The 26,462-nt window shown below is 44.6% G+C and carries 25 protein-coding genes; 2 read left to right on the top strand and 23 right to left on the bottom strand.

What is annotated here, in order from left to right; genetic code table 11:
* Window positions 1-11 precede the first annotated feature (11 nt).
* On the bottom strand, window positions 12-611 hold the full coding sequence (locus tag ACIFSR_RS10260) for a 5-formyltetrahydrofolate cyclo-ligase (protein ID WP_430057208.1): 600 nt from the start codon (window positions 609-611) through the stop codon (window positions 12-14).
* Between the two features lie 154 nt (window positions 612-765).
* Here ACIFSR_RS10260 and ACIFSR_RS10255 point away from each other — a divergent pair, with 154 nt between their 5' ends.
* A complete protein-coding gene (locus ACIFSR_RS10255) occupies window positions 766-2,700 on the top strand; it encodes an ABC-F family ATP-binding cassette domain-containing protein (protein WP_339207234.1) in 1,935 nt (644 codons plus the stop codon).
* Window positions 2,701-2,812: 112 nt separating this feature from the next.
* On the opposite strand, the gene ACIFSR_RS10250 is transcribed toward ACIFSR_RS10255, so the two are convergent.
* From ACIFSR_RS10250 to yyaC, 20 genes are all read right to left on the bottom strand, one after another.
* Window positions 2,813-3,463 carry a response regulator gene (locus ACIFSR_RS10250; protein ID WP_430057207.1) on the bottom strand — a complete coding sequence of 217 codons (651 nt, stop codon included), beginning with the start codon at window positions 3,461-3,463 and terminating at the stop codon, window positions 2,813-2,815.
* Window positions 3,441-5,837 carry an ATP-binding protein gene (locus ACIFSR_RS10245; RefSeq protein ID WP_339207230.1) on the bottom strand — a complete coding sequence of 799 codons (2,397 nt, stop codon included), beginning with the start codon at window positions 5,835-5,837 and terminating at the stop codon, window positions 3,441-3,443. Before ACIFSR_RS10245 ends, ACIFSR_RS10250 begins: the two co-directional genes overlap by 23 nt.
* A gap of 32 nt (window positions 5,838-5,869) precedes the next feature.
* Window positions 5,870-6,040 (bottom strand): competence pheromone ComX, encoded by a 171-nt coding sequence (locus tag ACIFSR_RS10240; protein ID WP_339207229.1) that lies wholly within the window; start codon window positions 6,038-6,040, stop codon window positions 5,870-5,872.
* A 129-nt stretch (window positions 6,041-6,169) separates the two neighbouring features.
* Window positions 6,170-7,099, bottom strand: coding sequence for a polyprenyl synthetase family protein (locus tag ACIFSR_RS10235; protein ID WP_430057206.1), 930 nt, complete (start codon window positions 7,097-7,099; stop codon window positions 6,170-6,172).
* Window positions 7,100-7,147: 48 nt separating this feature from the next.
* Window positions 7,148-7,375: a hypothetical protein gene (locus ACIFSR_RS10230; protein WP_076269664.1), complete on the bottom strand. Its 228-nt coding sequence runs from the start codon at window positions 7,373-7,375 to the stop codon at window positions 7,148-7,150.
* A 63-nt stretch (window positions 7,376-7,438) separates the two neighbouring features.
* A complete protein-coding gene (locus tag ACIFSR_RS10225; protein ID WP_076269663.1) occupies window positions 7,439-8,182 on the bottom strand; it encodes an ABC transporter ATP-binding protein in 744 nt (247 codons plus the stop codon).
* A gap of 536 nt (window positions 8,183-8,718) precedes the next feature.
* Window positions 8,719-9,531 carry a class I SAM-dependent methyltransferase gene (locus ACIFSR_RS10220; RefSeq protein ID WP_430057204.1) on the bottom strand — a complete coding sequence of 271 codons (813 nt, stop codon included), beginning with the start codon at window positions 9,529-9,531 and terminating at the stop codon, window positions 8,719-8,721.
* A gap of 104 nt (window positions 9,532-9,635) precedes the next feature.
* On the bottom strand, window positions 9,636-11,201 hold the full coding sequence (locus ACIFSR_RS10215) for a 2-isopropylmalate synthase (protein WP_430057202.1): 1,566 nt from the start codon (window positions 11,199-11,201) through the stop codon (window positions 9,636-9,638).
* A gap of 963 nt (window positions 11,202-12,164) precedes the next feature.
* A complete protein-coding gene (gene tsaD / locus ACIFSR_RS10210; RefSeq protein ID WP_430057378.1) occupies window positions 12,165-13,208 on the bottom strand; it encodes a tRNA (adenosine(37)-N6)-threonylcarbamoyltransferase complex transferase subunit TsaD in 1,044 nt (347 codons plus the stop codon).
* 38 nt (window positions 13,209-13,246) lie between these two features.
* Entirely contained in the window at window positions 13,247-13,735 is a 489-nt protein-coding gene (rimI, locus tag ACIFSR_RS10205) for a ribosomal protein S18-alanine N-acetyltransferase (RefSeq protein ID WP_339207222.1), read from the bottom strand.
* Window positions 13,732-14,550: a tRNA (adenosine(37)-N6)-threonylcarbamoyltransferase complex dimerization subunit type 1 TsaB gene (tsaB, locus tag ACIFSR_RS10200; protein ID WP_430057200.1), complete on the bottom strand. Its 819-nt coding sequence runs from the start codon at window positions 14,548-14,550 to the stop codon at window positions 13,732-13,734. The genes rimI and tsaB overlap by 4 nt, the downstream gene beginning before the upstream one ends.
* Window positions 14,547-15,035 carry a tRNA (adenosine(37)-N6)-threonylcarbamoyltransferase complex ATPase subunit type 1 TsaE gene (gene tsaE / locus ACIFSR_RS10195; protein ID WP_339207219.1) on the bottom strand — a complete coding sequence of 163 codons (489 nt, stop codon included), beginning with the start codon at window positions 15,033-15,035 and terminating at the stop codon, window positions 14,547-14,549. Before tsaE ends, tsaB begins: the two co-directional genes overlap by 4 nt.
* A gap of 13 nt (window positions 15,036-15,048) precedes the next feature.
* On the bottom strand, window positions 15,049-16,152 hold the full coding sequence (gene thiL / locus ACIFSR_RS10190) for a thiamine-phosphate kinase (RefSeq protein WP_430057376.1): 1,104 nt from the start codon (window positions 16,150-16,152) through the stop codon (window positions 15,049-15,051).
* 74 nt (window positions 16,153-16,226) lie between these two features.
* Complete coding sequence (locus ACIFSR_RS10185) at window positions 16,227-17,096, bottom strand: YitT family protein (protein ID WP_076269656.1); 870 nt, start codon at window positions 17,094-17,096, stop codon at window positions 16,227-16,229.
* 201 nt (window positions 17,097-17,297) lie between these two features.
* Entirely contained in the window at window positions 17,298-18,380 is a 1,083-nt protein-coding gene (locus ACIFSR_RS10180) for an HD-GYP domain-containing protein (RefSeq protein ID WP_076269655.1), read from the bottom strand.
* Between the two features lie 121 nt (window positions 18,381-18,501).
* Window positions 18,502-20,178, bottom strand: a complete 1,677-nt coding sequence (locus ACIFSR_RS10175; protein ID WP_339209513.1) for a histidine kinase N-terminal 7TM domain-containing diguanylate cyclase — start codon at window positions 20,176-20,178, stop codon at window positions 18,502-18,504.
* Between the two features lie 124 nt (window positions 20,179-20,302).
* Entirely contained in the window at window positions 20,303-21,490 is a 1,188-nt protein-coding gene (locus tag ACIFSR_RS10170; RefSeq protein WP_430057197.1) for a class I SAM-dependent methyltransferase, read from the bottom strand.
* Window positions 21,491-21,543: 53 nt separating this feature from the next.
* Window positions 21,544-22,206, bottom strand: coding sequence for a DUF6483 family protein (locus tag ACIFSR_RS10165; RefSeq protein WP_430057196.1), 663 nt, complete (start codon window positions 22,204-22,206; stop codon window positions 21,544-21,546).
* A gap of 21 nt (window positions 22,207-22,227) precedes the next feature.
* Window positions 22,228-23,091 (bottom strand): alpha/beta fold hydrolase, encoded by an 864-nt coding sequence (locus ACIFSR_RS10160; protein WP_339207211.1) that lies wholly within the window; start codon window positions 23,089-23,091, stop codon window positions 22,228-22,230.
* A gap of 14 nt (window positions 23,092-23,105) precedes the next feature.
* Window positions 23,106-23,726: a spore protease YyaC gene (gene yyaC, locus ACIFSR_RS10155; RefSeq protein ID WP_430057194.1), complete on the bottom strand. Its 621-nt coding sequence runs from the start codon at window positions 23,724-23,726 to the stop codon at window positions 23,106-23,108.
* Window positions 23,727-23,836: 110 nt separating this feature from the next.
* On the opposite strand from yyaC, the gene ACIFSR_RS10150 reads away from it, so the two are divergent.
* On the top strand, window positions 23,837-24,064 hold the full coding sequence (locus ACIFSR_RS10150; RefSeq protein ID WP_076269651.1) for a DUF1128 domain-containing protein: 228 nt from the start codon (window positions 23,837-23,839) through the stop codon (window positions 24,062-24,064).
* A gap of 115 nt (window positions 24,065-24,179) precedes the next feature.
* On the opposite strand, the gene ACIFSR_RS10145 is transcribed toward ACIFSR_RS10150, so the two are convergent.
* Together ACIFSR_RS10145 and ACIFSR_RS10140 are read right to left on the bottom strand one after the other, a co-directional pair.
* The gene (locus tag ACIFSR_RS10145; protein WP_076269650.1) at window positions 24,180-24,632 is read right to left on the bottom strand and encodes a hypothetical protein; all 453 of its coding nucleotides are present in this window, start codon (window positions 24,630-24,632) and stop codon (window positions 24,180-24,182) included.
* A 221-nt stretch (window positions 24,633-24,853) separates the two neighbouring features.
* Complete coding sequence (locus tag ACIFSR_RS10140; RefSeq protein WP_430057192.1) at window positions 24,854-26,443, bottom strand: UDP-glucose--hexose-1-phosphate uridylyltransferase; 1,590 nt, start codon at window positions 26,441-26,443, stop codon at window positions 24,854-24,856.
* Between the last annotated feature and the right edge of the window lie 19 nt (window positions 26,444-26,462).

The raw sequence follows: 26,462 nt of genomic DNA, 5'->3' as shown, positions 1-26,462 counted from the left end.
CTGCATTTCCTCTAAACTAAATACATGTTTTTTTCAGTAATCAAGCCATCCATTTTCAAATCATGCCCCTCGAGAGGCACCTTATCAATGAGCTGCGTCTCGAACGCTATTCCAAGCCAGTACGGCTTAGAAGCATTGTTTTGAAATGATTCAGCAAATCGGTCATAATAACCGCCTCCATAACCAAGCCGGCCTCCTTGAAGATCAAAGGCTAGTCCCGGCACAAACACAACACCCAGTTCGCAATTGTCCTTAAAAAGCTGCGCTGTATTCGGATTCGGCTCCATAATTCCATATGCACCAGGTATCAGATCATCCCAGCTCCGCAAGGTATAGAGCTCCATGGAACGATCTGCTGCGATGCATCTTGGCGCAATGACTTCTCGCCCTGTTCGCCAGCCCCATTCAATAAGACCCGACAAATCAAGCTCGCTCCGAAAAGACACATACACCATAAACGCGCCGACCGAATGGCTTTCAATAAAAGCCATCGCTTTCTTGCAAGCTGCTTCTGACCATAATCGCCGCTGCTCGACTGGTAATTTATTTCGTTTTATCGTTATCTGACTTCGTATGTAAGCCTTATCGCCCCGTTGATTTGGTTCAACCAAAAGCATTCACCTATTCTAGTTCCCATCATTTTCTTTCATTAATTGTAGTTTAACATTGTTGTGCAACTTTCGCCAATGCTAGCGCTCGTTTATGGTACACTAATATGTAGTATGAGCATTCGTTCTTTACCATTTATTTGTTGGAGGTTTCAAAATGCTGCTGCAGGTTTCTAACGTAACAAAAAGCTACGGCGTAAATGTCGTATTATCCAATATTTCGATGCAGGTGCTGGAACGAGAACGTATTGGTCTCGTAGGTGTGAACGGTGCAGGCAAGTCTACACTGCTCAAAATCATTGCAGGCGAAATGTCCGCAGATTCTGGCGCTATTCATAAAGCCAAAGAAACTAAAATTGGTTATCTCGCTCAGAATAGCGGATTGCAATCCAATCGAACGATTGGTGAAGAAATGCTTGCCGTTTTCTCACATCTAATTGAAGCAGAGCAAGAGCTTCGTGATCTTGAAGTGAAAATTGCAGATCCCGAACTTCATCAGGATGAGAAACGTTATACAGCCATACTCGATCGTTATGCCAAGCGTTCAGATTGGTACCGCGAGCAAGGCGGTTTCGAGGTCAACACGCGCATTAACAGTGTTCTTCACGGTATGGGTTTCGGAACATTTCCAGCTGACACTTTAATATCAACATTAAGCGGCGGCCAGAAAACACGGCTCGCACTCGCTCGCATATTGCTTCAGGCACCAGATCTGCTCATGCTTGATGAGCCTACCAACTATCTCGACATTGAGACTTTAACGTGGCTAGAGTCCTATTTGCGCGGATATTCAGGTGCCATCTTAGTTGTATCCCATGACCGTTACTTCCTAGATGCTCTTGCTCAAACCATTATCGAAATCGAGCGTCATACTTCCAAGCGGTATACTGGAAATTACAGCCGCTATATGGAGCTGAAAGCTGCCGAGTACGAAATCAATATGCGTCAATTCGAAAAACAGCAGGACGAAATTTCGCGTATGGAGCAATTTGTCCAACGAAATATTGTTCGTGCTTCAACGACCAAACGTGCACAAAGCAGACGGAAAGCTTTGGACAAAATGGATCGGCTGGACAAGCCGCAGGGTGATTTAAAAAAAGCTCATTTCACATTTGAAATCGAGCGTTCGACAGGCAAAGACGTACTTGCTGTTAATGAGGTTTCCGTTGTTTTCCCGGGTAAGGACACACCTATCTTTAAAAATGTATCCTTCCAGCTCACTCGTGGTGAAACCGTTGCCTTAATTGGTCCGAACGGGATTGGGAAATCAACACTGCTAAAGGTTATTGTCGGTCAAAATGAACCAACAACAGGTACAATTAAGTTTGGAACTCACGTCAAACTCGGCTACTATGACCAAGAACAAACGAGGCTGAACGGCCAAAATACGGTTCTTGAAGAGGTCTGGGGCAGCTACTCCCATATGGAGGAGGCACGTATTCGTACGGTGCTCGGCAACTTCTTATTTAGCGGCGAAGACGTACTCAAGCGAATTTCTTCCCTTAGCGGCGGTGAGAAGGCACGTGTATCTCTAGCGAAGCTTATGCTTGCAGAGGCCAATGTCCTTATTTTGGATGAGCCTACCAACCATCTCGATCTATTTAGCAAAGAAGTTCTTGAAGCTGCATTGCTTGACTATGAAGGAACCTTGCTCTTCATTTCGCATGATCGTTACTTCCTAAACAAGATGGCTGAACGAATTGTCGAACTAAAGTCGTCAGGTACTGATCATTTCCTAGGAAATTATGACGAAATGATAGAGAAAAAAAGTGAAATCGAAGAAGCACGGCTCGAAGCACTGTCAAAACAGGCTTCAAACTCAAAAACAACAGCCGTATCCGACATTTCACCTGCCAACTCTTATGAGGCGGACAAGCAAGCAAAACGTGAAGAACGTACACGTCAGCGTAAAGTTGAACAATTAGAACTGGAAATCGCTACGCTGGAGCAGCAAATAACCGATTTGGAATTACAGCTCACTGATCCTGCGATTTTTAATGATTACATCCGTATTCAAGAAATTCAAGCTGCCATTGAAGCTGTTAAAACCTCACTATCGACCGCATATGAGGAATGGGAACAATACATGTAAGTTTCGTAAATCAATTAAAACCGGCAGCTTAAGGATAATCCTTTAGCTGCCGGTTTTATTCATTCCTATCCTACTTAACCACCTAAACAAGCTAAAGTTATCTAACCTAATTCTAGTATTGTTCTAAGCTGATCAAGCCTAAACGCTGTGCTTCCTTGATTGCTTCTGAGCGGGACCGTACGTTGAGTTTATCAAATATACGCGACAGCTGATATTCGACATTCCGCTGGCTAACATGGAGCATGGCTGCCAATTCTTTATTGCTAATTCCAGTAGCTACTTCATGTAATATGGTCTGTTCCTTCTCATTAATAGACACATCTTCAACAGCTACTTCTGTCCGTCCGATCGTTACTTCATGCCTTCTAAGCTGCTTTAACAGGGTGATCGGAATAACCGTGTCCCCTCTCATGGCACATCGAATTGCATTATGAAGCTGTTCTCTTGATACTGTCTTGGAAATAAAACCAGAGACGCCTGATTCGATCAGCAAGTTAAAATGCGAGCCAATCTCATAGCCCGAGTAAATAATAACCTTGCGCTCCGGATCCTGTTGAATAAGACGTTTCGTTAATTCCAATCCACTAATGCCTGGCATATTCAAATCACATAAAATGAGATCAAATTGCTGGATTTGTACAATATCGAGCGCCTCAATGGCGGACAAAACGACCGAAACCGTCATCTCGCTGTCTTGCTCAATCATTGTTTTGGTTCCTTCTCCGACAGCAGGATGGTCATCAACTAATAAGATACGAATCACGCGATATACCCCTCTCCGATCTACCGGCTGTCATGATCTCTGGCAGCAAGATGACAACCTCTAAGCCGTTACCGCTTTCCGAATAAAATGATATGTCACCTTCCAGACCTGTCACCCGCTCTTTAATGCCTGACAAGCCCATATGTTCAAAAGAAACACTCATTTGATTTACATCCATACCGACACCATCATCTTGATATCGGAAATATATCGTTCCTTTGCGCAGCTCAAGCTCAAGAACAACTAATTTAGCTTGAGAATGCTTGTCCGCATTACGCAGCAATTCCTGTACGATCCGGTAAATCGCCGTAATTTGTTCCTCGTTAAGCGGACGATTAAAAGATTTTGCGCGAAAATCCACTGCAAAGTTAACACGCATTTGAGTATGCTCAATAATCGATTCAACAGCCTCGACTACTCCCATCTCCTTCAAAAGCGGTGGACGCAGTTCATTACAAGTTTCACGAATTTGATGGATAACATCGAGTAATCCTTCTTTAATATCCTCCAGCTCGCGTCCCAAACTATTCGAAATCGGATAATCCATCATAATGGCTTCAAGCTTCCGGTACCAAAGCAGCTGATCTTGCAGCGCTGAGTCATGCAAGTCAGCAGCAAGTTTTCTTCTCTCGTTCTCAGACAAACAGAAAAGAAGGCGCAGCACCCATGGTGAAGTTGAATGCTCTTTGCGAACCTCCGACTCTAAATCCTCAATTAAACCTTCAATTAAATATAGATTCTCAAATACGATGCTGGAATAATTGGACATCGTCTTTAGCCAACGAAGCTCGTCCGAATTAAAGCGCGTATGATTGGTTTTCATGCCGATCCACAAAATATGATACCTAGACCGTTGTCTGCCTATTACGAGACCGAGTCCATAAGGCAGCTCGATTAACTCGCCCACCTGTAAGGAATTTACAGTTCCGAGCAAAAACTCGGCAGTGATAAGTTCCTCAGGATGATCGCCCATCGGGTATACGGTATTCTCCGTTTGCTCAATAAGTAAAAAAGTAATCCGACTAACTGGCAGCAGATCACTAATCTCTTGTTTAAGCACAGCTTCCAAATCGCTTTGCTTCATTACTCTAGCGATTTTTCGCGAGAAACGATCCAGACTATCCTGATAACTATACATCGCCTTAAAGAGCTTAGGTCTGAACCTTTGATCAATTTGTTCCTTCCCATATAAAAACAACGTCATTCCGATGTAAATGACAAAAAATACGCCAAACCACGCGGACCATGACGGATTGTTCTCTCCTAGTAATACAAACGCTACAAGTGCAGCCACAATGACAGCTGGAATAAAGGCTAGCGCCGTATAATATTTAAATCTAGTTAGAATAAAGTCAATATCAAATAATTGATTTGAGGTAGACAGATAGAAATAAACGATAGGTAATAAGAATAGGAATAGCGCAGTAAAAGCGGCTGGAAAAACTTGGTCCTTGCCAATAATTTGAGGCAGCAAGTTCATTAATGCAAACGGAGTAAAAGCAACTAGATGCGAGATCAACGTAATGGTGAACAGAGAATGCAGCTTTGTACGTCGATGCTTTATAAACTTTCGCACAAGCATATAAACGCATACAAAATTACCTATCAGCACAGAACTGCTATAGGCTATTTGAATATAGGTATAGATGTTATTTGACGCTAAATCTGTCCAGATATAAATTAAGCTTATGATTCCTACAAAACCCACAATCCCATATAAAGTGTTCAATATTGATTTACTAATAAAATGAACATCGAATCGCTTTAAATAAATGTTCATGAAGCTCATAAACAGCAATGGTATGTTGGGTAGAACCAAATAAATAATAGTAAGCCCAACAGAATCGCTTCGACTTGATGCTGCAGAACTATAGTAACTTAAGCCAATCGAAATAAAAAACAAAATAAGAATGATTACAGCCTTATCATTCCTTCGTTTTGCATACAAAAATCCTGAAAACGCACAAAAAATAATGAGTGAAACACCAGGGATATACAACTGAATCAGCAGCTCCCATAACGAATGGTCGCCTGTCCACCCCTTGGGAAACTCAATTTTCTGTGTAACTTTATCCTTATGTAAAACAAGAACGTAATCTGCCGATTCAATTGAATTATATTTCTTTACATACTCAAAATCCTGTACTGAATCACCGTTTATTTCTAAAATCTGATCGCCTATTTCAATACCTTTTACATCCGCTTGTCCCGCTGGTTCTATCGACTTAACAAAATAACGATTACCTGGCTCCTCCACTAGTACAGCACCGATTGAAGGAATTCTTACGATTACCGAGGTTAAATATAAAACAGAACCTAACAAGACAAACAGGAAGAGGATTGCAACAATTCGGTTAAATAAGTTAGGTCTCATGCACTCCTCTTCCTTCCCTACAAATCAGTATGCTAATTCCACATGTATGCGTAGCCGCTATTTTTTTCGTTTTTGTTCTTTAGTTCGCCAAGAAGAGCGCGTTGTTCAGCAACTGAAACACCTGCTACTTGCATTTGTCCACCCATAGCCATAGACATTTTTTCAGTGTTGCTTACCAACTGACGAATAGCTTCTTTTAACATATTAACTCCTCCGCTTCTCTACTACTATATTAGTAATCTTTTCTTCTTTTCTACTATAACAGGAATAGATACGACAGGAAACGCAAAAGTGATTCGTATTTACCGAAAGACGTTTTGCGTGGTTTGTTGTTATGCATTTTTAGAGTTTATTATGTGCAAAAATTCCGCTTTCCAAGGACTTATTTCCTGTATGGAGTCTACTAATTCCTCAAAGCAATTATAGTGCATCCGACTCATGACAGAGCCATATAATATAGTTCCTGTTCTTTCACAGGTTTCAAGAAAAAGCTCTCTTTTCATCGCAATTTCTTCGGAAGTTAACCGACCCTCAAAATACTCTTTAATCCAGCGATCCTCTTCTGCTTCTCCTTCTATTAAATACAGAGTAAGCAAGGTGCATTTACGTTGAAGAAAATCACTTTTTTCATCCCATCGCAGCAAATCTCGGAGGTCATTTTGAATTTGAGCTGAAACACCTATTTCTAGCGCATATTCTGCTACGGTTTCATTCCAAGGGCGACCAGCCAATATTACGCCGGCCATACACGCTAGTTGAAGAAGCGTAGCAGACTTTTGTTTTACGACATCCAAATAGGATTCCTCGTCGTTCATTTCATTCATAATATCAAGCATTTGACCATTTGCGGCCTTCAAAAGCTGCGCATTCATCATTTCTGTGAGTGCCAATCGAATCTCATGATTAGATGTGCTGCTTAACATTGCTTGCTGCGACAAAGTTAGTAGAGAGGAGGCAACATGAATGGCTATAGGCATTGGGACTTTCATCCAAGGCTTGCTTGGAACATCCTGATCCTGCAAATCATCCAATATATCCGACGCCAAAATAAATAATTCGACTGCAGCAGCTGCTTTTATGGGGTCTTCGCCTTTTCCGCCAAACATGCGGTAATGAATAACCGTCAGTTGACCAAATCGAATCGTCTCTTCAAGCTTGTCCGCAATAAACTGCTCTGCATAACGTGCAAGAGGCTCAGCTGTAAAGAAACGCTGAACCAATAATCGCATGTGTTGACCAATGAGTGGAATACAATCGTTCACAATCGATCCTCCGCCAAATCAAGATCATTATATTATACTACTAAATCGTTACATAAACATACGCTGAAATACAGTTACAAATCGTCCTAACCGATGTAGTGTCCTTATGCCGTTGCAGTCGTCTCTGCGCTTTTGTTTTTTTTGCTTTTGATCTTCTTGCTTCTGACTCTCCCCCTCATTCATTTGATTGATTAAGTTTGTAATCATCTCCATTCTCTTCTCCAATAGTTTTCTGCGCTCGACTGACGGACTTTCGATGCGATCTCGATGATCCATTTACTAAAAAGCCCTCCTTGAGGAATACATGTGCAATAAACATACTTTTAGTTTTTGTTTTTCTTATATGCTGACACTCCCATTCATCTCAACTGCGTGATGCATATAAACGGCTTCCATTGTCATGCCGCCGCCAGGCAGCTGTGCAATAAGTGTAGACGGGTTATCGCAAGTAATGAATTCTCCCTTGCGCATCACACATACACGATCGCAATTGCGCTGAATTTCCTCCATATCATGAGAAGCGACAATAATTGTTTTCCCTTGTTGTCTAAGAATCTGCAGCAGTGACCAATAATCACGTTTGGCTTGCGGATCCAGTCCTGTTGTGGGTTCATCCAAAAATATGATTTTTGGATCGTTCACCAATGCGATAGCTAGTGCCGTACGTTGTCTCCAACCGCCTGATAAACGTTTAACTAGTTTATCCGAATATGGACTAAGCCCAAACTGTTCAATGATGTGATCCAAATTATTTTTCCGTTTATAAAAACCTTGGAAAAGCTCCATTGCCTCTCGAACATTCATTTTATCTACTAAGGTTGTGCTTTGCAGATGAATTCCGATGTCTTCCTTCAATTTTTCTGCATCCAGCACCACATCATGTCCATAGATGCGTATACTGCCTTGGTCAGGCATACGAATCCCCATTAGCATCTCTAGCAACGTCGTTTTTCCCGCGCCGTGCGTACCGATAATACCGAATATTTCACCTTCGTTTACTTTGAAGGAAACCTGATCCACTGCCTTATTCGCACCATAGTACTTGCTGACCGAGCTTACCTGAATGATCGTTTGCTTATCCATTCCTTGGTTAACCTCCATTCACACTTAAGCATTGCCTATCACTAAAAGCTATAAGGTGAGATTTATGTTTTGGTATGCGTCATAGTTTCAAGATAACGCATACCGTTAACTTTTTCACCGAAAACCTGTCTAGTAATTCACGCAATTTTTTTGCGTGACCGCAATGCTAGCGCAAAACAAAAGGAAGCTTACTAATGATTCCAAAAGCTGCTATAAACAACCAATCACCATTATCCACAGAGATATCAACAGTTCTGTATAAATTGTTAGTTAATTCTGTCGATAGTACCTACGTATAAGAGTAGCATTTTAGCGGAATCCGTCGTTTTATAGGTACAATTTCTTACATTTATTTATTTTATCCACGTTATACACATTATCCACAGTTATACACCGCAAATAATATCCCCTTTCCGTTCACAATATTGATCTTTCGTAAACCCAGTGTTTTCGGGCATTTCACTCTTTTATCCACAAAATGAAGCCTCTTTGTGGATAACTTTGTGCACAACACTAATTTTGGCAATTTTTTATTGCTATTTTCTAATTCCGATGTAAAGCAAATGTGAAGCTGAACCTAATAAATGAATATTTTCAGCAGAATCATAAATCATTTGCATGAAATCAGAGAATTGTTTGTTTCCCTGAGACCTCCAATAATCGAACTGCTCCGTTGTAAGGGCTCCTGCAACGCTGGAGGAACCAATCAGCTTGACCGTTTCAAACCCTTGCACCTCCATAAACGGCTTAATCGCATCTATATCGTAGTAATAGGCTCCCGTGAATCTGCCTTCATCTGAATGATTAAAAACACCTGAATCCATAAACTGCTGAATCTCATCCATTGAATCAAGAGGCTTCCAGCTTTGCGGATAAGCAAGAGCATTTAGCAAATGCCTAATACGTGTCATAAAGGCGATAAACACATACCCACCACTCCGTGTTACACGATATAGCTCCTTAACCGCCTGTTCACGATCCTCTTCCTTCTGTAAATGATAGAGCGGCCCCATCATCAATGAAGCATCAAAAGTCTCATCTGCAAACGAGCTCAAGCTTCTAGCATCTGCAACGTGGAAACCTTTAAAACGATCTGTAAGCCCAAGCTCCTCTGCCTTCTCAGCGGCTAATTGTACCAGCCTTGGGGTCAAATCTGTTAACGTGACATCATAGCCGCTATCAGCTAGTTCCATCGCATATTTCCCAGGCCCGGCGCCATTATCCAAAATATGTCCACGCTCAGGCAAGTAATTTCGAATAAAATGCCAGTTGACGATAAACTCAAGGGGCGCTCTATCGAGACGCCCCCATTCATCAAACTGATTATAATATTGAATAATTTTACTCATCACATATACCTCCTTGAGGTTTTATGCCCACAGCAGCGCTTATTCCCATAATAGAAAGAACTCACTCTACTATGGGAAAAGCAATCCGTTGGCCTTATGGGAAATTAGTTGGCAGCTTTAGCTTGGATTACTTCTACTACTCTGCTGCCTGTCGTCATAACTGCTTGATTGCACGCTGAAACATAAGCTTGAGCGGCTGCAAGCACAATATCACTATGAATGGATGTACCGCGGAATCGTTTCTGTTGATGAATAATGCTGACGACCGCTTCACCGTGAGCATCCTCGCCAGTTGATAGCGAATGAAGCTCCAAATCCTCGAACTCCGCTGCTACTGGAATTGCTTGTTGAATGGCATGGATCACTGCCTCAATAGGGCCGCCTCCCATTGCGATATAAGATTGTTCTACACCAAACTCATTCTCACGGATGGTAACCGTCGCTGTACGTGAAGGCTGCGTACCAGCGTGAACATGCAGATCAACCAGTACATATGGATCTGGCTGCGTCTGTGTCAGCTCACCTGCGATACGAATCAATTCATCATCTGTCACGATTTTTTGAGCATCAGCGACTTCCTTGAATTTATCGTACACATCCTGCAGCTGCACTTCTGTCATATCGATGCCATACTCAGCAAGGCGATGTTTAATCGCATGGCGGCCGGAATGTTTGCCTAATATAATCATGTTCCGCGAAATACCCATCGCTTCCGGATCCATAATTTCATACGTGTTACGGTTTTTCAGCAAGCCGTCTTGATGGATGCCCGATTCATGCTGGAATGCATTGCGGCCAACGATTGGCTTATTGTAAGCAATCGGGAAATGCATAGCGCGACTAACCAAACGAGAGGTTTCATAAATTTCGCTAATTTTAATGTTTGTTTCTGCTTGAATAGCATCCTTGCGCGTTTCTATTGCCATAACCAGCTCTTCTAGAGAGCAGTTGCCCGCTCGTTCGCCAATCCCGTTTACAGTCACTTCAATTTGTGTGGCACCTGCATTAATAGCCGAAATACTGTTAGCTACAGCAAGGCCTAGGTCATTATGACAATGGGCACTATATCTCACCGTATCTCCGCCTCTGGCTTGCTTGCGCACCGCGCGGAACAGCTCGCTCATTTCCTCTGGCATAGCATAACCAAGCGTATCAGGCAGGTTAATGATAGTCGCACCTTCCGCAATAACCGCCTCAACGAGCTGAATCACAAAATCTCTGCCAGATCGTGTGGAATCCATTGCAGAAAACTCGATTTCATCTACGAATTGCTTGCCATAAGCAACCATATCTCTCGCAATCTTAATGACCTCTTCTCGAGATTTGCGAAGCTGATGATTAAGATGAATATCGGAGGAGGATATAAACAAGTGAAGGCGTCTGCGTGCTGCATCCTGTGTCGCTTTCACTGCAGCGTCAATATCAACCTTTACCGCTCTCGCAAAACCTGCAATCTCTACATGCTGAAGCTCACGTGAAATTTGCTGTACAGCCGCGAATTCGCCTGGGCTGGAAACCGGGAAACCTGGCTCAATAACATCAATGCCAAGCTTGCCAAGCTGGCGTGCAATAATAATTTTACGTTCAGGATCAATTGAAGCACCTGGTGACTGCTCGCCATCACGAAGAGTTGTATCAAAAATTTGGATTTTTTTCATTTCGTTTGTCATTGTTAATTCCTCCTAGGGATTCGTTTGGACGTATTTTTTCATTTTTGGGTACAAAAAAAAGCGCGACGTCTCCTTGTAAGAGACGACGCGCTTACGCTGCCGTGGTACCACTCTAATTGACCGATTCTTACTGCAGAAGCTTAAAACAATGCTGCCTTGCAAAAAAGGCAATATTGAATAGCTTGCTGCGGGAACCGAGCCCGCTTAAATGCCCGATGACGGCGGCTAACCGTAACGTTGTAGACAAAAACTGTCTTTTATGACAGCTTGCTTCCCACGTTCCGCTCCCAGGCGAGATTCAAACCTCAGCTTCGACTGCGTCACACCACCCCGCAGCTCTCTGTACGATTTCAATTCGTTCATCCGCTTTTGATGAACATATCTTGAAATTCGTTTTGCCAGCCTACTGTTTTACTGCTCCTGTTCATTGCGTTTTTACTCTATATGGATTGTTGCTGCTCATTAAATCGTTAAATCCTTCACTTCAAGACAACAAGAAAAACCTGTCATCTCTTGAATCAAGAGACGACAGGTTATTATGACCCGCGCGGTACCACCCTTGTTGACACCCATACGTTCGCAAACGAGCAGGGACGCCCAACTTAAGCATATGGCCAACTCCGGATGTTGACTCACATGCACCCGATTACGGTGGTTAACCGTAACAGTGTACCTGCATGGCTATCAGCATGAACTCATGCTGCCATCGTTTCCACTGTTCCGCTCCCAGGCGAGTTTCAAGCATCCTTCGACTGCGTTGCACCATCCCGCAGCTCTCTTGTGTCATAACGACGTATGAATGATGCACATTCATAGTGACGTTTCAGACATTCCCGGACAAGCTTTACTATTCCTGTTCTTTGCGTTTGTAACGTATGAAGTTGAAGTTTGAAGTATTGTTGCTTATTATATGCTCTAATAAATTGTCTGTCAATTCCAATTGAAAATATTTTTTATTAGCCCCTATTCAGCCAACGAATGTGGCATATTGCTCACTGACCAGCTCTCAAGCGATAAACCAGGGTCAGCTTTCATGTCAAGATCTGTGAATTGCGACCGTTTTAGCTTCAAATAAGCCGCTGCTCCAATCATTGCAGCATTATCTGTACACAGCGAATTCGGCGGTATGAGCAGAGGCACACGTTCTGACGTGCACTTTGCACTTAAAGCTGCCCTCAAGCCCTTATTCGCTGCCACGCCGCCACAAAGCAGCAGCTGCTTTGCGCCATATTGTTTGACTGCGCGCAGAGCTTTTGTGACGAGCACCTCAGTGACTGACTCTTGGAATCCGCGAGCAAGTGCCGCCTCATTCAGGACTAAACCTTTCATTCTCGTCTGATTAATAACCGCTAGTACTGCTGATTTCAAGCCGCTAAAGCTAAAATCATAGCTATCCGGTTCCAGCCATGCACGAGGCAAAGTAATCGATTCGTCTGCTTCGACTGCAAGCTTGTCGATATGCGGCCCTCCTGGGTAAGGCAAGTGCAGCGCACGCGCTACCTTGTCATATGCTTCACCGACTGCGTCATCCCTAGTACGGCCAACAACTTGGAAATCACCTTCGCTTTTTAACAGAACTAACTCTGTATGGCCCCCCGAAACAACTAGCGCCATACATGGATATATAATGTCATGAACGAGCTCATTTGCATAAATATGACCTGCAATATGATGCGTACCGATCAATGGAATATCTAATGCCATAGACAGGCTTTTGGCGGCTACAATACCTACGAGCAAAGCCCCTACAAGACCGGGACCTTGTGTGACTGCGATAGCTGACATATCCTTTAGCGTCAGCCCTGATTCCTTGACAGCCTGTTCTATTATCAATGTAATCGACTCTACATGTTTACGCGATGCAATCTCGGGAACTACACCGCCATATCGTTCATGTATTTCAATTTGGCTGGACACGACATTCGATAAAATATGTTTTCCACCGCGAATAACCGCCGCTGACGTTTCGTCGCAGCTCGTTTCAATCGCCAAAACAAGATCATTCATTGGCTGTTCATTCACTGCCTGTTTCGATTGATTCACATTCATTGCTCCCTTACCTTCAACCGCTCTTTGTCTAGCTCAGCCCACATTATAAGCGCGTCTTCATTGTTGTCCGAGTAGTACCGCGGGCGTATGCCGGCAGGCTCAAAACCGTATTTCCGATAAAGGTTTTGCGCAATTTCATTGGAGGGACGAACCTCTAGCGTCATCTTTACCGCGCCAAAGAAAACTGCCGTCCGCTGCAGCTCATTAAGCAAGCAGTTTCCTAAACCTTGCCCGCGATAATCTGAGCGTACCGCAATATTCGTTACATGTGCTTCGTCCATAATAACCCACATGCCGCCGTAGCCTATTATTTGTTCCTCATATTCCATAATCATATAGCGAGCAAATAAGTTGTTCATGAGCTCATTCGTGAATGCTTCCACAGTCCATGGACTCGTAAAGGCTTCCTGTTCAATCGCAACGATAGCGGGTATGTCTGCCATAGTCATCGCTCGAAAAATGAGTTTGTTCACTTCTAATTTCATGCCTTAGCTTCACCTGCCTGCTTTGCCTTCCATACGACCTCAGCCTCAGTTAGCTGAGTGTAGTTAGGAATAAGAGTATGCGGATCTTCTAATAGACCTGACTGTAGTCTTTTGAGGCCAAGCTCTGCTATCCATTTGCCCTCTTGGATAAAGGTTTGAAGCTGAACGATAACGCCTGCTGCCTCGCCAATCTGCTTCAAGTGCATCGCGCTTTCTTCATGAAGCGACAGGTCGCCGACGAGTGAGATGCTCCTTATGCTTCCAGCCGGCAAATTCGCTAATCGCTGCTCAAGCTGATCTACAAAATCTTTCATAATACGAACGCCATCATCCAGCCAGCGAGTCCATTCAGATGTATCCGTCATCGAGAAAGCCGATGTATACACCTGACCGCGCCTTGCATCCATAATCGGAAATACCCAATGCTCGCCATTACGCGCTTTATCCAGCTCCGCAATTCCGCTCACCTGCTGATGCCAAGCACCATATGCTATGGCCTCCAAGCTGGACACGCTCACCAGCGGCTTGTTCCATACCCATGCCAACGTTTTTGCTACAGAGATCGCAATACGCATTCCTGTATATGATCCTGGTCCATTCCCAACCGCAATCGCCTCGATGTCCGTATTAGCAAGGCCGCTTTTTCGCAGCATTTCTTGAATATGCGTCACAACGTGTACAGAATGGTTTCTTTCCGCTAACGTTTGAATATCCGCAAGCACCTCATGACCGCTAACGATAGCAGCTGCCATCGACGCCGTGGACGTATCTAAAGCGAGTATCGGTCCCGTTTGATTTCTCTGCTCATTACTCATCTGTCTGCTCCTAACTTGCTTAAAGCTTCACACCAGCCTGCGTAAATTTCACCGTAGCCGGTCAATTGTATGCGCCGTGCTTCATCGCCAAGATGCTCAATATACAGCTCCAACCGCTCAGCTGGCAGCAGCTCCTTGATCAAGCTAGCCCATTCCACAATCGTTATGCCATCGCCATAAAAATAATCATCCAAACCAAGCTCATCCGCTTCCTCCAGCGACAGCCTGTAAACATCCATATGATAAAAGGGAAGCTGATTCCCTTCGTATTCTTTTATAATTGTAAATGTCGGACTATTCACAATGCCTTTCACACCGATTGCACCTGCAAAAGCTTGTGAAAATCTAGTTTTTCCCGCGCCCAGATCACCATCCAATGCAAGCAATGTACCTGGTTTTACCCAAGCTGCAAGCTGTTCGGCTAGCGTTACAGTGTCTTGTTCCGATTGTGCCAGCCAAGTGGCATGGCTTATCTGTTGTTGCATGCTATTCACCCGTTCATGTCAAAAAATGATTATATCCGCGTTTCTTAAGCAAAACTCTCTTCTCCAAATGAGGCAGCGACTCTTTTTCCATATAAGCTTGATCGTGTCGAATAAGCTCAACAGCGGGCTCCCCCATTTCGGTTTCCCCAATTATAAAAAAAGGAATACCTTCTTCATGAAAAGCTGCTCGCATCGCTTCCGCATGCTCTAGTGCCATCGTGCCTAGTAAGACGTAATCTTCTCCGCCATAAAGCATCCATTCCAGCGGATCTATTCCTACACTTGAAGCGTAAGCAGCCAAGCTGCCGCTCTTTGGCAGAAGCTTCTCATAAAGCACGAGGCGAACCCCCGACGCTTCAGCAATTTCCCATGCTTCGCTCGCGAGGCCGTCGCTTACATCATTAAGTGAACGACAGCTCCCGTGCTCAAGCAGCAGCCTTCCCGCACGAACTGAAGGATTTGGCCGCTGATGCGCCTGCACAAGCAAACCTTCCCTACCCGCGCTGAAATCCGCGGGCTGCAGCACCACGCGCTCCTCCTCTGCAAGGAGCGCATGCAATCCCGCCGCCGACATGCCTACGGCGCCGGTCACAAACACAGCATCGCCCGGCTTTGCGCCCGAGCGACACAGCTCACGCCCTGCTTCCACGGTGCCAACCACCGTTACAGCGACAACCAAATGCTCCGGCGCCGACGTCGTATCGCCGCCTACAATGGCAACCCCGTAGCGCTCGGCGCACTCGTACAGCCCATCATACAGCCTCCGCATTCGCTCCGGCGTATACGATGGCGGCACGCTGACCGAGACGAGCGCATGCAAAGGCACGCCTCCCATCGCGGCAATATCGCTAATGTTGGCGGCAAGCGCCTTATAGCCGACATCCTCGTCCCGCATCGTCGACGGCTTGAAGTGTACCGTCTCCACCATCGTGTCGACGGCCAGCAGCATCCGCTTTGGAGCAGCAATGCCATCCGCAGCAGAAGCGGGATCAACTACGGCGGTATCATCGCCTATCCCTATAACCACGCCGCGCTCGCGCTGCCAAGCACTTTCTTGCTTGCCTGCCGTCCAATGATGAATACTCGCAAACTCATCCAAATTGCTGGTCTCCTTCATCTCAAAGCAAAAGTGGGCCGATCTGTGCAAGCCAAATCGGCCTCGCATTTCTTAGAAACTGACTACTACCATCATTAGTGAATATCCCGTTTCTTAAACCGTCCGCCCTTCACATCGTGAATATTGCCGACGGCAAGAAACGCCACAGGGTCAAGCTCATGAACAATCGACTTCATCTTCGCTTCTTCAAGCCGCGTAATGACACAAAAAATAACACGTTTGCTGCCGCCAGTAAAGCCGCCTTCGCCATGCAGGTAAGTAACTCCGCGTCCTAAACGGCTCATAATCGCTGCGCCGATTTCCTTCGCTTCATCGCTAATGATCCACACCGCTTTGGATTCATCGAAGCCCTCGATCGTAATATCAATCAATTTATAAGCAATATAATACGCGATAAGCGAATACATTGCCCGATCCCAGCCAAACACGAAGCCTGCACTGCCGAGAATGAATAAGTTGAAAAACATAACGGTCTCGCCAACCGAAAGAGGAATACGCTTATTAAACACGATCGCAACAATTTCGGTACCATCGAGCGATCCGCCAAAGCGAATAACCATGCCAACGCCAATGCCCAAAATGACACCGCCGAATATAGCAGCTAGAAAAGGCTCTACCGTAAGAGGCGGTACGGGATGAAGCAAAAACGTTCCAAGCGACATGACCGAAACGCCGTACAGCGTCGATATTGCAAAGGTTTTGCCGATTTGCTTGTAACCAAGAAACAAAAATGGAAGATTAAGAAGAAAGAGAAAAAGACCAAGCGGCACTTTCGTTAAATAGGAGGCCATGATCGATATGCCGACAATACCACCATCAATAATATGATTTGGTACTAGAAAGATTTCCAGCCCAACTGAGACGAGCGCAGCGCCTAGTGTAATAAACAGCACTCTTCGCAACACTTCGAGCTTGGACAGTTTGTGGTGCTGTAATGATCCCATAAATGTACGCACATCCCCCTATTAGCTCTATTTCTCATTATTTTACCTTAAAAAGTACCAGATATAAAGCAACTCTGTCATTATTGCAAAAAAAGAAACCTTCCACTTTAGCAGCAATTTGCCTCTAAGAGAAGGTTTCTATCCATGTTTAATATTCAAGTAAGCGCGAAAGAGATAGCGCCTATTTCCTACAAAAAATAATTACAACTCCTTTACGATTGTAATATGTAGCTCGTTCTTGAGCTCAATCTCATAAGGCGATGCCGGCATTGTGCCGTCTGGCTCCATAATAATTCGTACACGGGGACGATGGACAGCGAGCTCCGTATTTTCTGAAACGACACCAACTTGACCAGTGCTAAGCAAAAGCGAAGTCGAAACTGGATATATTGATATATGACGACAGAACAGCTTAATCAAGTCCAGATCAAAAAAAGTGCCGCCGGCAGCAAATAAAAACTCAATCGCTTCGCTTGCCGTGTACCGTTTGCGATAAGGCCTTGGTGAAGTTAATGCATCAAAAGTGTCCGCTAATCCTACGATTTGAGCGTACATATGAATCTCACTTTCCTTGAGCCCGCGCGGGTAACCTGATCCGTTAAATCGTTCATGATGCTGAAGCGCGCAGTGTGCAGAAACGATAGATATATCGTGATACTTGCGCAATATATCGAAACCGTCCTTCGCATGGCTTTTGATGACTTCACGTTCCGCCAGCGATAAACCGCCAGTATGAGCCAGCAGCTTTGGCGGCACCTTTGTCATACCAATATCGAAGAGCAGCGCGCCAATGCCAAGCTCTTCAAGCTGATTGCGATTAAAGCCCTTTGCCATGCCCATAATGCCTGAAAGCACAGCCACGTTAAAGGAATGCTGAAATAAATAACCTTCCATGGCATGAATGCTCGTTAAATTAACCAGCATGTTTGGTCTTGAGGATAAATCCTGCATAATTTGGCCGAATACCGCCCGAAAATTGCGGCCCATATCCGGTGCGATCGTTCGCCCTTTTGTTACGGTCTGGTCTTTGAAGGAGTTCATCGTTTTGTAAATAGTATCGACCGCTTGCTTACGCGTTTCATCACGGATCGTATCTTCAGGAATCAGATCCTCCGTCAACCCATCCTCTATGAATAGAAAATCGATGCCTAAGTTACGCAATCGATCGATGTAACGATCATTCAATTCAACCCCTTCTCCTAGAAGCACGTTGCCGTTTTCTTGAAAAATGGGTTTAGCCACCTTGTCTCCCGGCTTGACCATTCCAATCTGCGTTTTTCTCATTAGATTAGTTCCCGCCTTTGATAGTTTAGCGATTGTAACCGGATCAAATCCATTTTATCAGAACTATGTCCAACTGACTATGCAGCAAACACGAAAAAGCCTAAACATACTGTTCAGGCTGCTAGGCTAATTTTCGTTTAACAATCCGATTACGTCCATTATACTTGGCCTCATATAATGCGGCATCTGCCTGTGCAAGCAACTCTCTTAAAAAAGCTTTTGGATCTACTAAATCGGTTGGGTCAACATGTTCAATAGAGATTACGCCCATGCTTATCGTTACCGATACCGGCTCCTCCGAGGTTCCCGTGTTTATTTTATTTTGCTCAACCGATTCCATAAGAATCTCCGCTATCTGATCAGCTTGGTCTCGGTTGGTATGCGGCAAATACACCGTAAATTCTTCTCCGCCATAACGAGCTAATATATCCGTAAATCGCAGAACTCCTCTAACGGCATCAACCGTACCGCAAAGCACCTCATCACCAATTAAGTGGCCATATTTATCATTAATCAATTTAAAATGATCGAGATCAAATAAAAATATAGAGAAGGGTATGCCATAACGAATATTAGCAATCACTTCTTGCTCCAATTGATGAAGCAAGTAACGCCGATTATAGCAGCCGGTCAAACCGTCAGTAATCGCCATATGCTCCAGCTTCTTATTCGCTTGAAACAGCTCGTCCTGCATAATAAGCAGATCGCGATTTCGATCCTGGAGCAGCTCGTTCTGAACATTCGTTTCTTCGACTAGCAGGCGAAGCTCCGTCACATCTTGAAAGGTCAGTACTCTGCCTACCAATGTCTTCTTATTGTTCAATATAGGCGCAGACTGTACGATAATATGCCTATGCTTGTCATGCTGAATTGCAATTTCCATCTCAAGCCTGTCCATCGGACGCTTATTCTGCTCTTCAAAAAAAGCAGCAATATCTCTAGTAACCTCACCTTTAAATTGCGGTCCTAGATGAGCGGAATTAAACTTGTCGCCAATGCGCAGCCTCAGAATCGGCTTTATTACTTTATTTACATCAATGATGATATCGTTCTCATCGAGCACGATAATCCCCATCGACATCGTATTCATTACATCTCTTTGTACGGTTTGAATAATATCGAGTACTTTGTTCCGTCTAATGGCATGTACCAAATAAACAGCGGCAACAGCCATTCCTACTGAAATAAGCGGAATATATTGATTCATTTTTTCAATTAATAGAACATTGATAAATAAATCTGTTATAGCAAACGAAACGAGTACAAACATACCGTTTATTGCAGTTTTGATTAATGTGCGCTGCCGTACCGAATTTTCGCCGCGCAGCTTGTAGAACATAATAACAAAAGAAACGGTTACATAAACAATTAATTGCGTAATCATAATCCAGTACAACGGCCCTTGCTGTAGCTGCTTGAGCGGACTTAGCTGATCGTTAATTCGTAGAAACATGCCATTTGGGTTAATGATAACCACAGCTACAGATATAAGCGCGGGCATCGCTAAAATGAACAACCGGCTCTTTCGTATAACATACGACTGGCCGGTGAGATATACGATGAATACGAACCATCCAATTCCAAGCAGAGAAAGCCCTACATACGATATGGAAACGTAAAATAGTCTAAAGAGCGCAGAAGTTGTCGTCTGAGACGCAAATTGAAAAAGCGTCCAACACATAAAAACGACATGCAAAGTCAAATACATACGATGCAAAATCGTAACGTTGCTGGAGGCAAACACGTAGAAAAACAAGCCGAGCAGCACTAGAAACATACTAAAGTCTAGCCAGATCATCCATTCCAATACGGTTCACCCATTCATTTGATAGCCATCTTCTTCCATTGTAGCAAATGTTAATACTATCGACAATTGCTTACCCTCAAAAAATTCAAAGTGTAACATTCGCCAATTAGCAATATTATTTGGAGATGTGATTAGGCCATCGTTCGGAAAGCATATGCTCCAGCGACGGGGAAATGTTCAGAAACTGACGAAATTGCTCATACTCTTCCCATTTTTTCATAGAAAGCCCATGCTGCTCTGAACGGACCGCGCGAATGAGCAGATTTTTTGGCGTATGCTCTGGATCTACAAATTCCAGCATCGAAACCTTATACCCCAAAACCTCCAGCAAAGTTCCTCTTGCGGCATCCGTGGCGAGTGCGGAAAAACGCTCCTTCAGCAGGCCTTGAGAAAGTAACGGAGATAGAACATCACTCTTTACCTGCTTGAACAGCTCATGCTGGCAGCAAGGTACCGACATAATAACGGAGGCTCCCCAATTAACAGCTTTGGCAAGCGCAGCATCCGTAGCCGTATCGCATGCATGCAGAGTGACAACCATATCAGCAGCTTGCAGCTCTTCATATTCAGCAATGTCACCTACGAGAAACTTAAGCTTGTCATAACCCAACTTATCCGCAAGCTCCGAACAGAATGCAATGACATCGGCTTTCAAGTCAAGTCCAATAATGTTAATATTCCGCTTCTGCTCCACTGCAAGCAAATGGTAAAGCGCAAACGTCAAATAAGATTTGCCGCAGCCAAAATCAACGATCGTAATTTCCCTGTCCGTTGGCAAATACGCAAGCACATCCGTTACCATCTCTAGAAAACGATTGATTTGTCTGTATTTATCCTGTTTTTTGGCGTGGACAAGCCCTTCCTGCGTCATAATGCCAAGCTCAACAAGAAAAGGGGCTGCTTGATTCTCGGACAAAATACGCTGTTTCTGCCGATTATGCTGCAAATTCGCTTTGCTCGAATCACCAGTTGGCGGTTTCTTTAAAATAGCTGCTTTCCCTTTTTTGCTAAAGAGCAATTGAACGTCAGCCTCGTTCGTTTTTACAAGCGCCTGACGGTAGTTCTCCTGCAGCAAATCGATGACTCGCTCAGCCGCTTGCGGCTCAGCAACATTGTCATGCGTAACCTTGTTTGCAAAATGATATTCAAATTGATAAAACAAGCCGCTCTTCATCTCAATGGGACGAATGATTGTTTTAGGCGCTGCGGTTCCGTCCTTCCGCTTCGGCTGGCTAAGCGTAGCCTGCAGCAGCTCTTTGCCAGTGATCCATTTCGTAATTTCTTGCTGCCATTGTTCCATCATGCTGTCCAATCACTCCTAAATCAGTTTTGAAGCTAAGCTCACTATACGTACGCTTATGCTATATCGTCTGTTTGCTGCTTGGCAAGGTCTTCAATTCCCTGCTCTATCTCCTCGCGCGGCAGCCCTCCCGCTTCAAGCCGCTCGTCTGGTTGCAGCAACATTCGTCTATAGGCTGCTTCTGCTTCCTCGGTCATCAGCGCGTTATCCTCAAGCAGCTCATGCATCATATTTTCAACGGCGTCATAACGCCCTTCTGCTTCAAGCCATTCCATTAACAAACGTTTCGTAGCCAGGGGCAATTCATATGGCTTCAGCCGCTCAAGCAGCTCCTTTATTTGTTCGCGGGGCTCGGTAATCGTTGGCGCCGCATCTACTAGCGATAATCTTAGAAACAAATGCAGCGACTTCACATACGCGATGAAGCTCTCATCCTCGCGTCCCAAGTCGGCAGTCAATTCAGCTTCCTGCTTCATCAGAAGAGCGATGGCTTGCAAATGATCCGTTTCCAAGATCCCGTTCGTCGTCATCATTTTTAGTAAGTCTTCATCCGAAAGGGAACGAATAAGCTTGCTGCTTAGCCTAAACTTTGTATCAAGAAGCTCATCGATATAGAGCAAGGCTTCCTCGTGCTTGCGCTCTCGCCTCAAATTCATAATTTGACCGACTGCTTCTGTCATTTGCTCAATCATTCGCATGAAATAATCGCGCTGAAACATCTGGTTCCCCCTCTCGCCAATCTACTGCTGCTTATTCTTTACAAAGCTAAGAATAGCATTGATCAATTGCTTCGGCTCTTCGATCATTCCCATATGACCTGCGCTGCCAAGCTCCACTTTCACGGTCCAGCCGTTTGATGCTGCAAAAACACTCTCCACTGGAATAACCTTATCTGACACCCCTGCAACAAGAAGTACAGGCAGCTCAGATTGCTCGATTACCTGCGTCCGGTTAGGACGTGCCTTCATTCCTTTTGCTGTGCCGATTGCGCCTTGCAGGGATGTGCCATAGCCTATTTTCTTTCCTTGCTCAACCTCAGCGGACAAAACCTCCACATTACCCGGAGCAAACAGCTTTGGAATAAGACCATCTACGAATGTCTTCACACCATCTTGCTCGAGAGCCGCTGCTGCTTTATCACGGTTTTCTTTGGCAGCGTCACTATCTGCTAGCGCTGTTGAATGGATCAGGCCAAAGCCAGAAAGCTTCTTGGCATATTTTTCAGCGAATGCAAGAGTAATATAGCCCCCTAAGGAATGCCCAAGCAATACTGCATTATGAATTTGCAGCTTGATAAGCAGCTCAGCAATATCCTCCGCATACAATTCCATCGTATAAACCTCATCACTTGGCGCAGAGCTTCTTCCATGTCCGCGTGCGTCTGGCGCAATGATACGTACAGATTGCTCTAGCCCATCCAAGATATGCTCCCAATAGGAAGAGCTTCCGCAGTAGCCATGCAGCAAAACGACAACCTCGCTAATGCCATCCGCCGCGCCTCCGTCATCCGGATGGGAATCATAATATGCAAGCTCCAATCCGTTATTCAAAAAAAGCTTACGCTGTGCGATTGAGTATACTTCTTTGCTATTTTCATTTGTCATTTGTTCATGCTCCTCTACACGGATGGAATTTGTAATACTTGATTAACATATGACAAGCTATCCGAATGCTGGCCCCAAGCTGAATCTACCGCGCACGCGATCTCGCTTGCCATACGCATCACTTGGTAAAGTGAAGTCGTTTGCAGCATCCAGTAAGCCTTGGGTCCGTTAGCATTTACTACGCCTGCAATACTATAATGCCCGATTGCTGGAAGTCTGCGGCCGATTGCCTTTCCTGGCTCGATCGGTCCTTCGTGCAAAATAAAACGGCCGATGGAAGTTGGTTTGCCAAGGCATGCATCAATGGCAATGACAACGTCATCTTTATGCAGCGACTGAGCGGCTTGCTGAACCGCATGCGCATCACATGGCTTGTCCAATGTTCCAATGACATTCGGCCAACCTCTCTCCTTAAGCATCGTTCCCACTAATGGACCAAGAGAGTCCCCTGTGGAACGATCACTTCCTATACATACAAATACAATGCCGCTGCGATTCATATACTTATTTGCAATGGCACAAAAAAAGGACTCCAATTCACTGCTCGTTAGCTGTTCCGTCGTATTGCACCTGCCCTGTCTTCGATTGCAAATCGTATCTTGTTCAATTGTATCCAATTTTAAGATACTGTTCAATTTGTGGTCATTCTCGTTTGAAACATGTTACAATTGCAGCATTGCAAAACGTTCGAACAAGCCCATTTCCGCAGCCGAATTCGGCTCGCAAAAACTTTAGGAGGCACTCCATGACGAATTTAAACTTACAAACGCAAGAAAATGTAGCGTTTATGATTGAAGTTATCAAAACAAAGCTGAAAATGGCTTCCGCTGCAGCGATGCAGGCATCTAACTTTGATCTCAATAAGTATGAGGATATAAAAGATCTGTACGAAGTAGTCGCTTCAAAAGAGAAATTCAGCATCAGCGAGGTAGAAGCGCTCGTTTCCGAGCTTGGAAAGCTGCGTTTGCAATAAACTATTTACAAACATAATATTCCAGTATCAGACATTTATTTTCATTTTTCTACAAAAGAAGAACCGAGCCAGGCAACTTCGCCGAACTCGGTTCTTTTTATTGTTCATTCAGTATTTACTCCAGCTCTTCCACTTCTATTTCCGCAGCTTCTATAGACAGCTTTATCGATACTTCCTTGTGCTCGCCTTTTAGAAAATGTGCGATTCGCTCCAGCTTGTCTGCAAGTGCAGGTCCGCTTAGCGTCGTATTTAAATGGTAATCGAAGCTATCCGACGGAAGCTTGCGCTCCGCGAAAGCAGACTGGCCGGACCAGCCGCGCTCTCCGCCAGCATTCGTTCTCGTTATGAGCTGCTCTTGGACGGGATAAAACTTATCTGATTTATTAACAACTCTTTCGTAAATCCGAAGCTTCTTCAGCAGCATATAATATTGCGCGGAATGCTTGAAGTTCCAAGCTTCCCGAATGTCTTTAAGCGTGTAATCCATCTTCCAACGCTTTAATTTTTCCACTTGCTCATCAGTGCTAAGCTGCAAAAAGTCGTCCAACGGCAGCATTTTTTCGGACATCTTGACCCCTCCGATAAATAGTTTATAGAGAAATAAAAATATAATTCAAAAAGGTTTGTTTATTCTATAAAAAATACCATAAATTTTGTCACTTTACAAATTAATATAATTTCACAATGCATGATTTTAAAACATTATATAAATTGCTTCATTTTTAAGCTTGATAGCAAAAAACCTCCATCCAATCGCTAGAGGCCCGCGAGGATAGAGGTTTTGTTATTTTATGCTCTTTGGAGCCCTATAGATGTTAAGAAACGTTCAAAGGCTGCGGCGCCATCAGCTGTGCGCTTGTATACGCCTGCGTCCTTCAACACCTCTAGAAACTTGCTGCCCGTTTCAGCTTCAACGATTTTTTTCGCTTGTTCAGCAGTATTTGAAGATCCAAAGCGACCGATTAGAGCTAGCAGCCACTCCGCATGCTTATGGAGCGGATGAGAGTCCGCATGAAGCTCTTCTGGAACAGCAGCTGATGCCCCTGATAAATAAACTGCAATTTGCTCCAGTTCATCCTTCAAGCGTCCTGGCAGTACTGCAAGTCCCATGACTTCGATCAAGCCGATATTTTCTTTCTTCACATGATGCAAATGCTGATGCGGATGGAAAATACCGTCCGGATGCTCTTCGCTCGTGCGGTTGTTGCGAAGCACTAGATCAATCTCATACTCGCCATTGTCCCGTAGACGTGCAATAGGCGTAATGGTGTTATGCGGAGTATTTGTGCCATCGGCCTGCTTCGTAAATGCCAGCACATCTACAGCCTCATCGCTATAATTACGCCATTCGTCGAGAATATGGCAAGCTGCACGATGAACATCCGCTTTGGACGTCCCGTTAACCCGAACGACTGACATCGGCCAGTTCACGATGCCAAAGCGCAAGCCTGGCAGCTTAGGATCAGTAAACAGCGTATCTGTTGATGCAGCTTCCATCGGAAACACATGGCGCCCGCCTTGGAAATGATCATGGCTTAGAATCGATCCGCCGACTATCGGCAAATCAGCGTTCGAGCCGATGAAATAATGCGGAAACAATTCCACGAAGTCGAGCAGTCTCGCGAATGAAGAATGCGAAATAACCATCGGCTCATGTGCGCCTTTGAAAATGATGCTGTGCTCATTGTAATAAACATACGGTGAATATTGCAGATACCACTGCTCTTCTTGCAGCGTGAGCGGCAGGACACGCAGGTTTTGACGAGCCGGATGATCAGGACGGCCAGCATAGCAAACGTTTTCTACGCAGAGCAAGCACTTCGGATATTTCGCCTGCGGCATCGTTTTGAGCAGCGCAATCTCCTTCGGATCTTTCTCGGGCTTCGAGAGATTAATCGTAATCTCAAGATTTCCGTATTCTGTCTCGTGCAGCCAATAAAGGTTTTTGCGAATGCGATCCATCCGAATGTAGTTCGAATCGATGCTCAGGTTGTAGAAAGCGTCCGTAGCTGCTTTTAGTCCCTGCTCTTTCGCCAAACGCTGAAATGCAGCGCTGGCTTCAGAAGGACGCGGCAGCAAGAAGCCCATAATGCGAGCATCAAGCAAATCGCGATATGTCGTCGTATTATCTGGAATGAGTCCGATTGCGTAACCATAGTCAAGCAGCGGCTCCAGAAGCGGTACTGCGCTTTCGAGTCGCTCCTCTGTCACTTGGCCTTCAAAAGGCTCAGTAAAGTGAAAGAGATCAAGCAGTTCGTTTCTCGCTGCATGCGTATCAAGCTGATCGTTCAGCAGATTGCGCTGCAATCCAAATTGCAGCAAGCGTTCTATAAGAACCAGCGCATCGTTTGCTGATGTTGCTTGTTGTTTAGTTTCCAAGGTGATGCAGCTCCTTTCC

It is taken from the genome of Paenibacillus sp. NRS-1760 (assembly GCF_050467785.1).
In the GTDB taxonomy this organism is placed as follows: Bacteria; Bacillota; Bacilli; order Paenibacillales; family Paenibacillaceae; genus Pristimantibacillus.
This window is presented reverse-complemented; position numbering and strand designations above follow the sequence as displayed.

Bases quoted from the DNA above. Each gene is read 5' to 3' on its own strand.
- ACIFSR_RS10255 (WP_339207234.1), top strand. From the start codon at position 766: ATGCTGCTGCAGGTTTCTAACGTAACAAAAAGCTACGGCGTAAATGTC.
- ACIFSR_RS10245 (WP_339207230.1), bottom strand. From the start codon at position 5,837: ATGAGACCTAACTTATTTAACCGAATTGTTGCAATCCTCTTCCTGTTT.
- ACIFSR_RS10240 (WP_339207229.1), bottom strand. From the start codon at position 6,040: ATGTTAAAAGAAGCTATTCGTCAGTTGGTAAGCAACACTGAAAAAATG.
- ACIFSR_RS10230 (WP_076269664.1), bottom strand. From the start codon at position 7,375: ATGGATCATCGAGATCGCATCGAAAGTCCGTCAGTCGAGCGCAGAAAA.
- ACIFSR_RS10225 (WP_076269663.1), bottom strand. From the start codon at position 8,182: ATGGATAAGCAAACGATCATTCAGGTAAGCTCGGTCAGCAAGTACTAT.
- ACIFSR_RS10220 (WP_430057204.1), bottom strand. From the start codon at position 9,531: ATGAGTAAAATTATTCAATATTATAATCAGTTTGATGAATGGGGGCGT.
- ACIFSR_RS10215 (WP_430057202.1), bottom strand. From the start codon at position 11,201: ATGACAAACGAAATGAAAAAAATCCAAATTTTTGATACAACTCTTCGT.
- tsaD (WP_430057378.1), bottom strand. From the start codon at position 13,208: ATGAATGATCTTGTTTTGGCGATTGAAACGAGCTGCGACGAAACGTCA.
- rimI (WP_339207222.1), bottom strand. From the start codon at position 13,735: ATGAAATTAGAAGTGAACAAACTCATTTTTCGAGCGATGACTATGGCA.
- tsaB (WP_430057200.1), bottom strand. From the start codon at position 14,550: ATGAGTAATGAGCAGAGAAATCAAACGGGACCGATACTCGCTTTAGAT.
- tsaE (WP_339207219.1), bottom strand. From the start codon at position 15,035: ATGCAACAACAGATAAGCCATGCCACTTGGCTGGCACAATCGGAACAA.
- thiL (WP_430057376.1), bottom strand. From the start codon at position 16,152: ATGAAGGAGACCAGCAATTTGGATGAGTTTGCGAGTATTCATCATTGG.
- ACIFSR_RS10185 (WP_076269656.1), bottom strand. From the start codon at position 17,096: ATGGGATCATTACAGCACCACAAACTGTCCAAGCTCGAAGTGTTGCGA.
- ACIFSR_RS10180 (WP_076269655.1), bottom strand. From the start codon at position 18,380: ATGAGAAAAACGCAGATTGGAATGGTCAAGCCGGGAGACAAGGTGGCT.
- ACIFSR_RS10175 (WP_339209513.1), bottom strand. From the start codon at position 20,178: ATGATCTGGCTAGACTTTAGTATGTTTCTAGTGCTGCTCGGCTTGTTT.
- ACIFSR_RS10170 (WP_430057197.1), bottom strand. From the start codon at position 21,490: ATGATGGAACAATGGCAGCAAGAAATTACGAAATGGATCACTGGCAAA.
- ACIFSR_RS10165 (WP_430057196.1), bottom strand. From the start codon at position 22,206: ATGTTTCAGCGCGATTATTTCATGCGAATGATTGAGCAAATGACAGAA.
- ACIFSR_RS10160 (WP_339207211.1), bottom strand. From the start codon at position 23,091: ATGACAAATGAAAATAGCAAAGAAGTATACTCAATCGCACAGCGTAAG.
- ACIFSR_RS10150 (WP_076269651.1), top strand. From the start codon at position 23,837: ATGACGAATTTAAACTTACAAACGCAAGAAAATGTAGCGTTTATGATT.
- ACIFSR_RS10145 (WP_076269650.1), bottom strand. From the start codon at position 24,632: ATGTCCGAAAAAATGCTGCCGTTGGACGACTTTTTGCAGCTTAGCACT.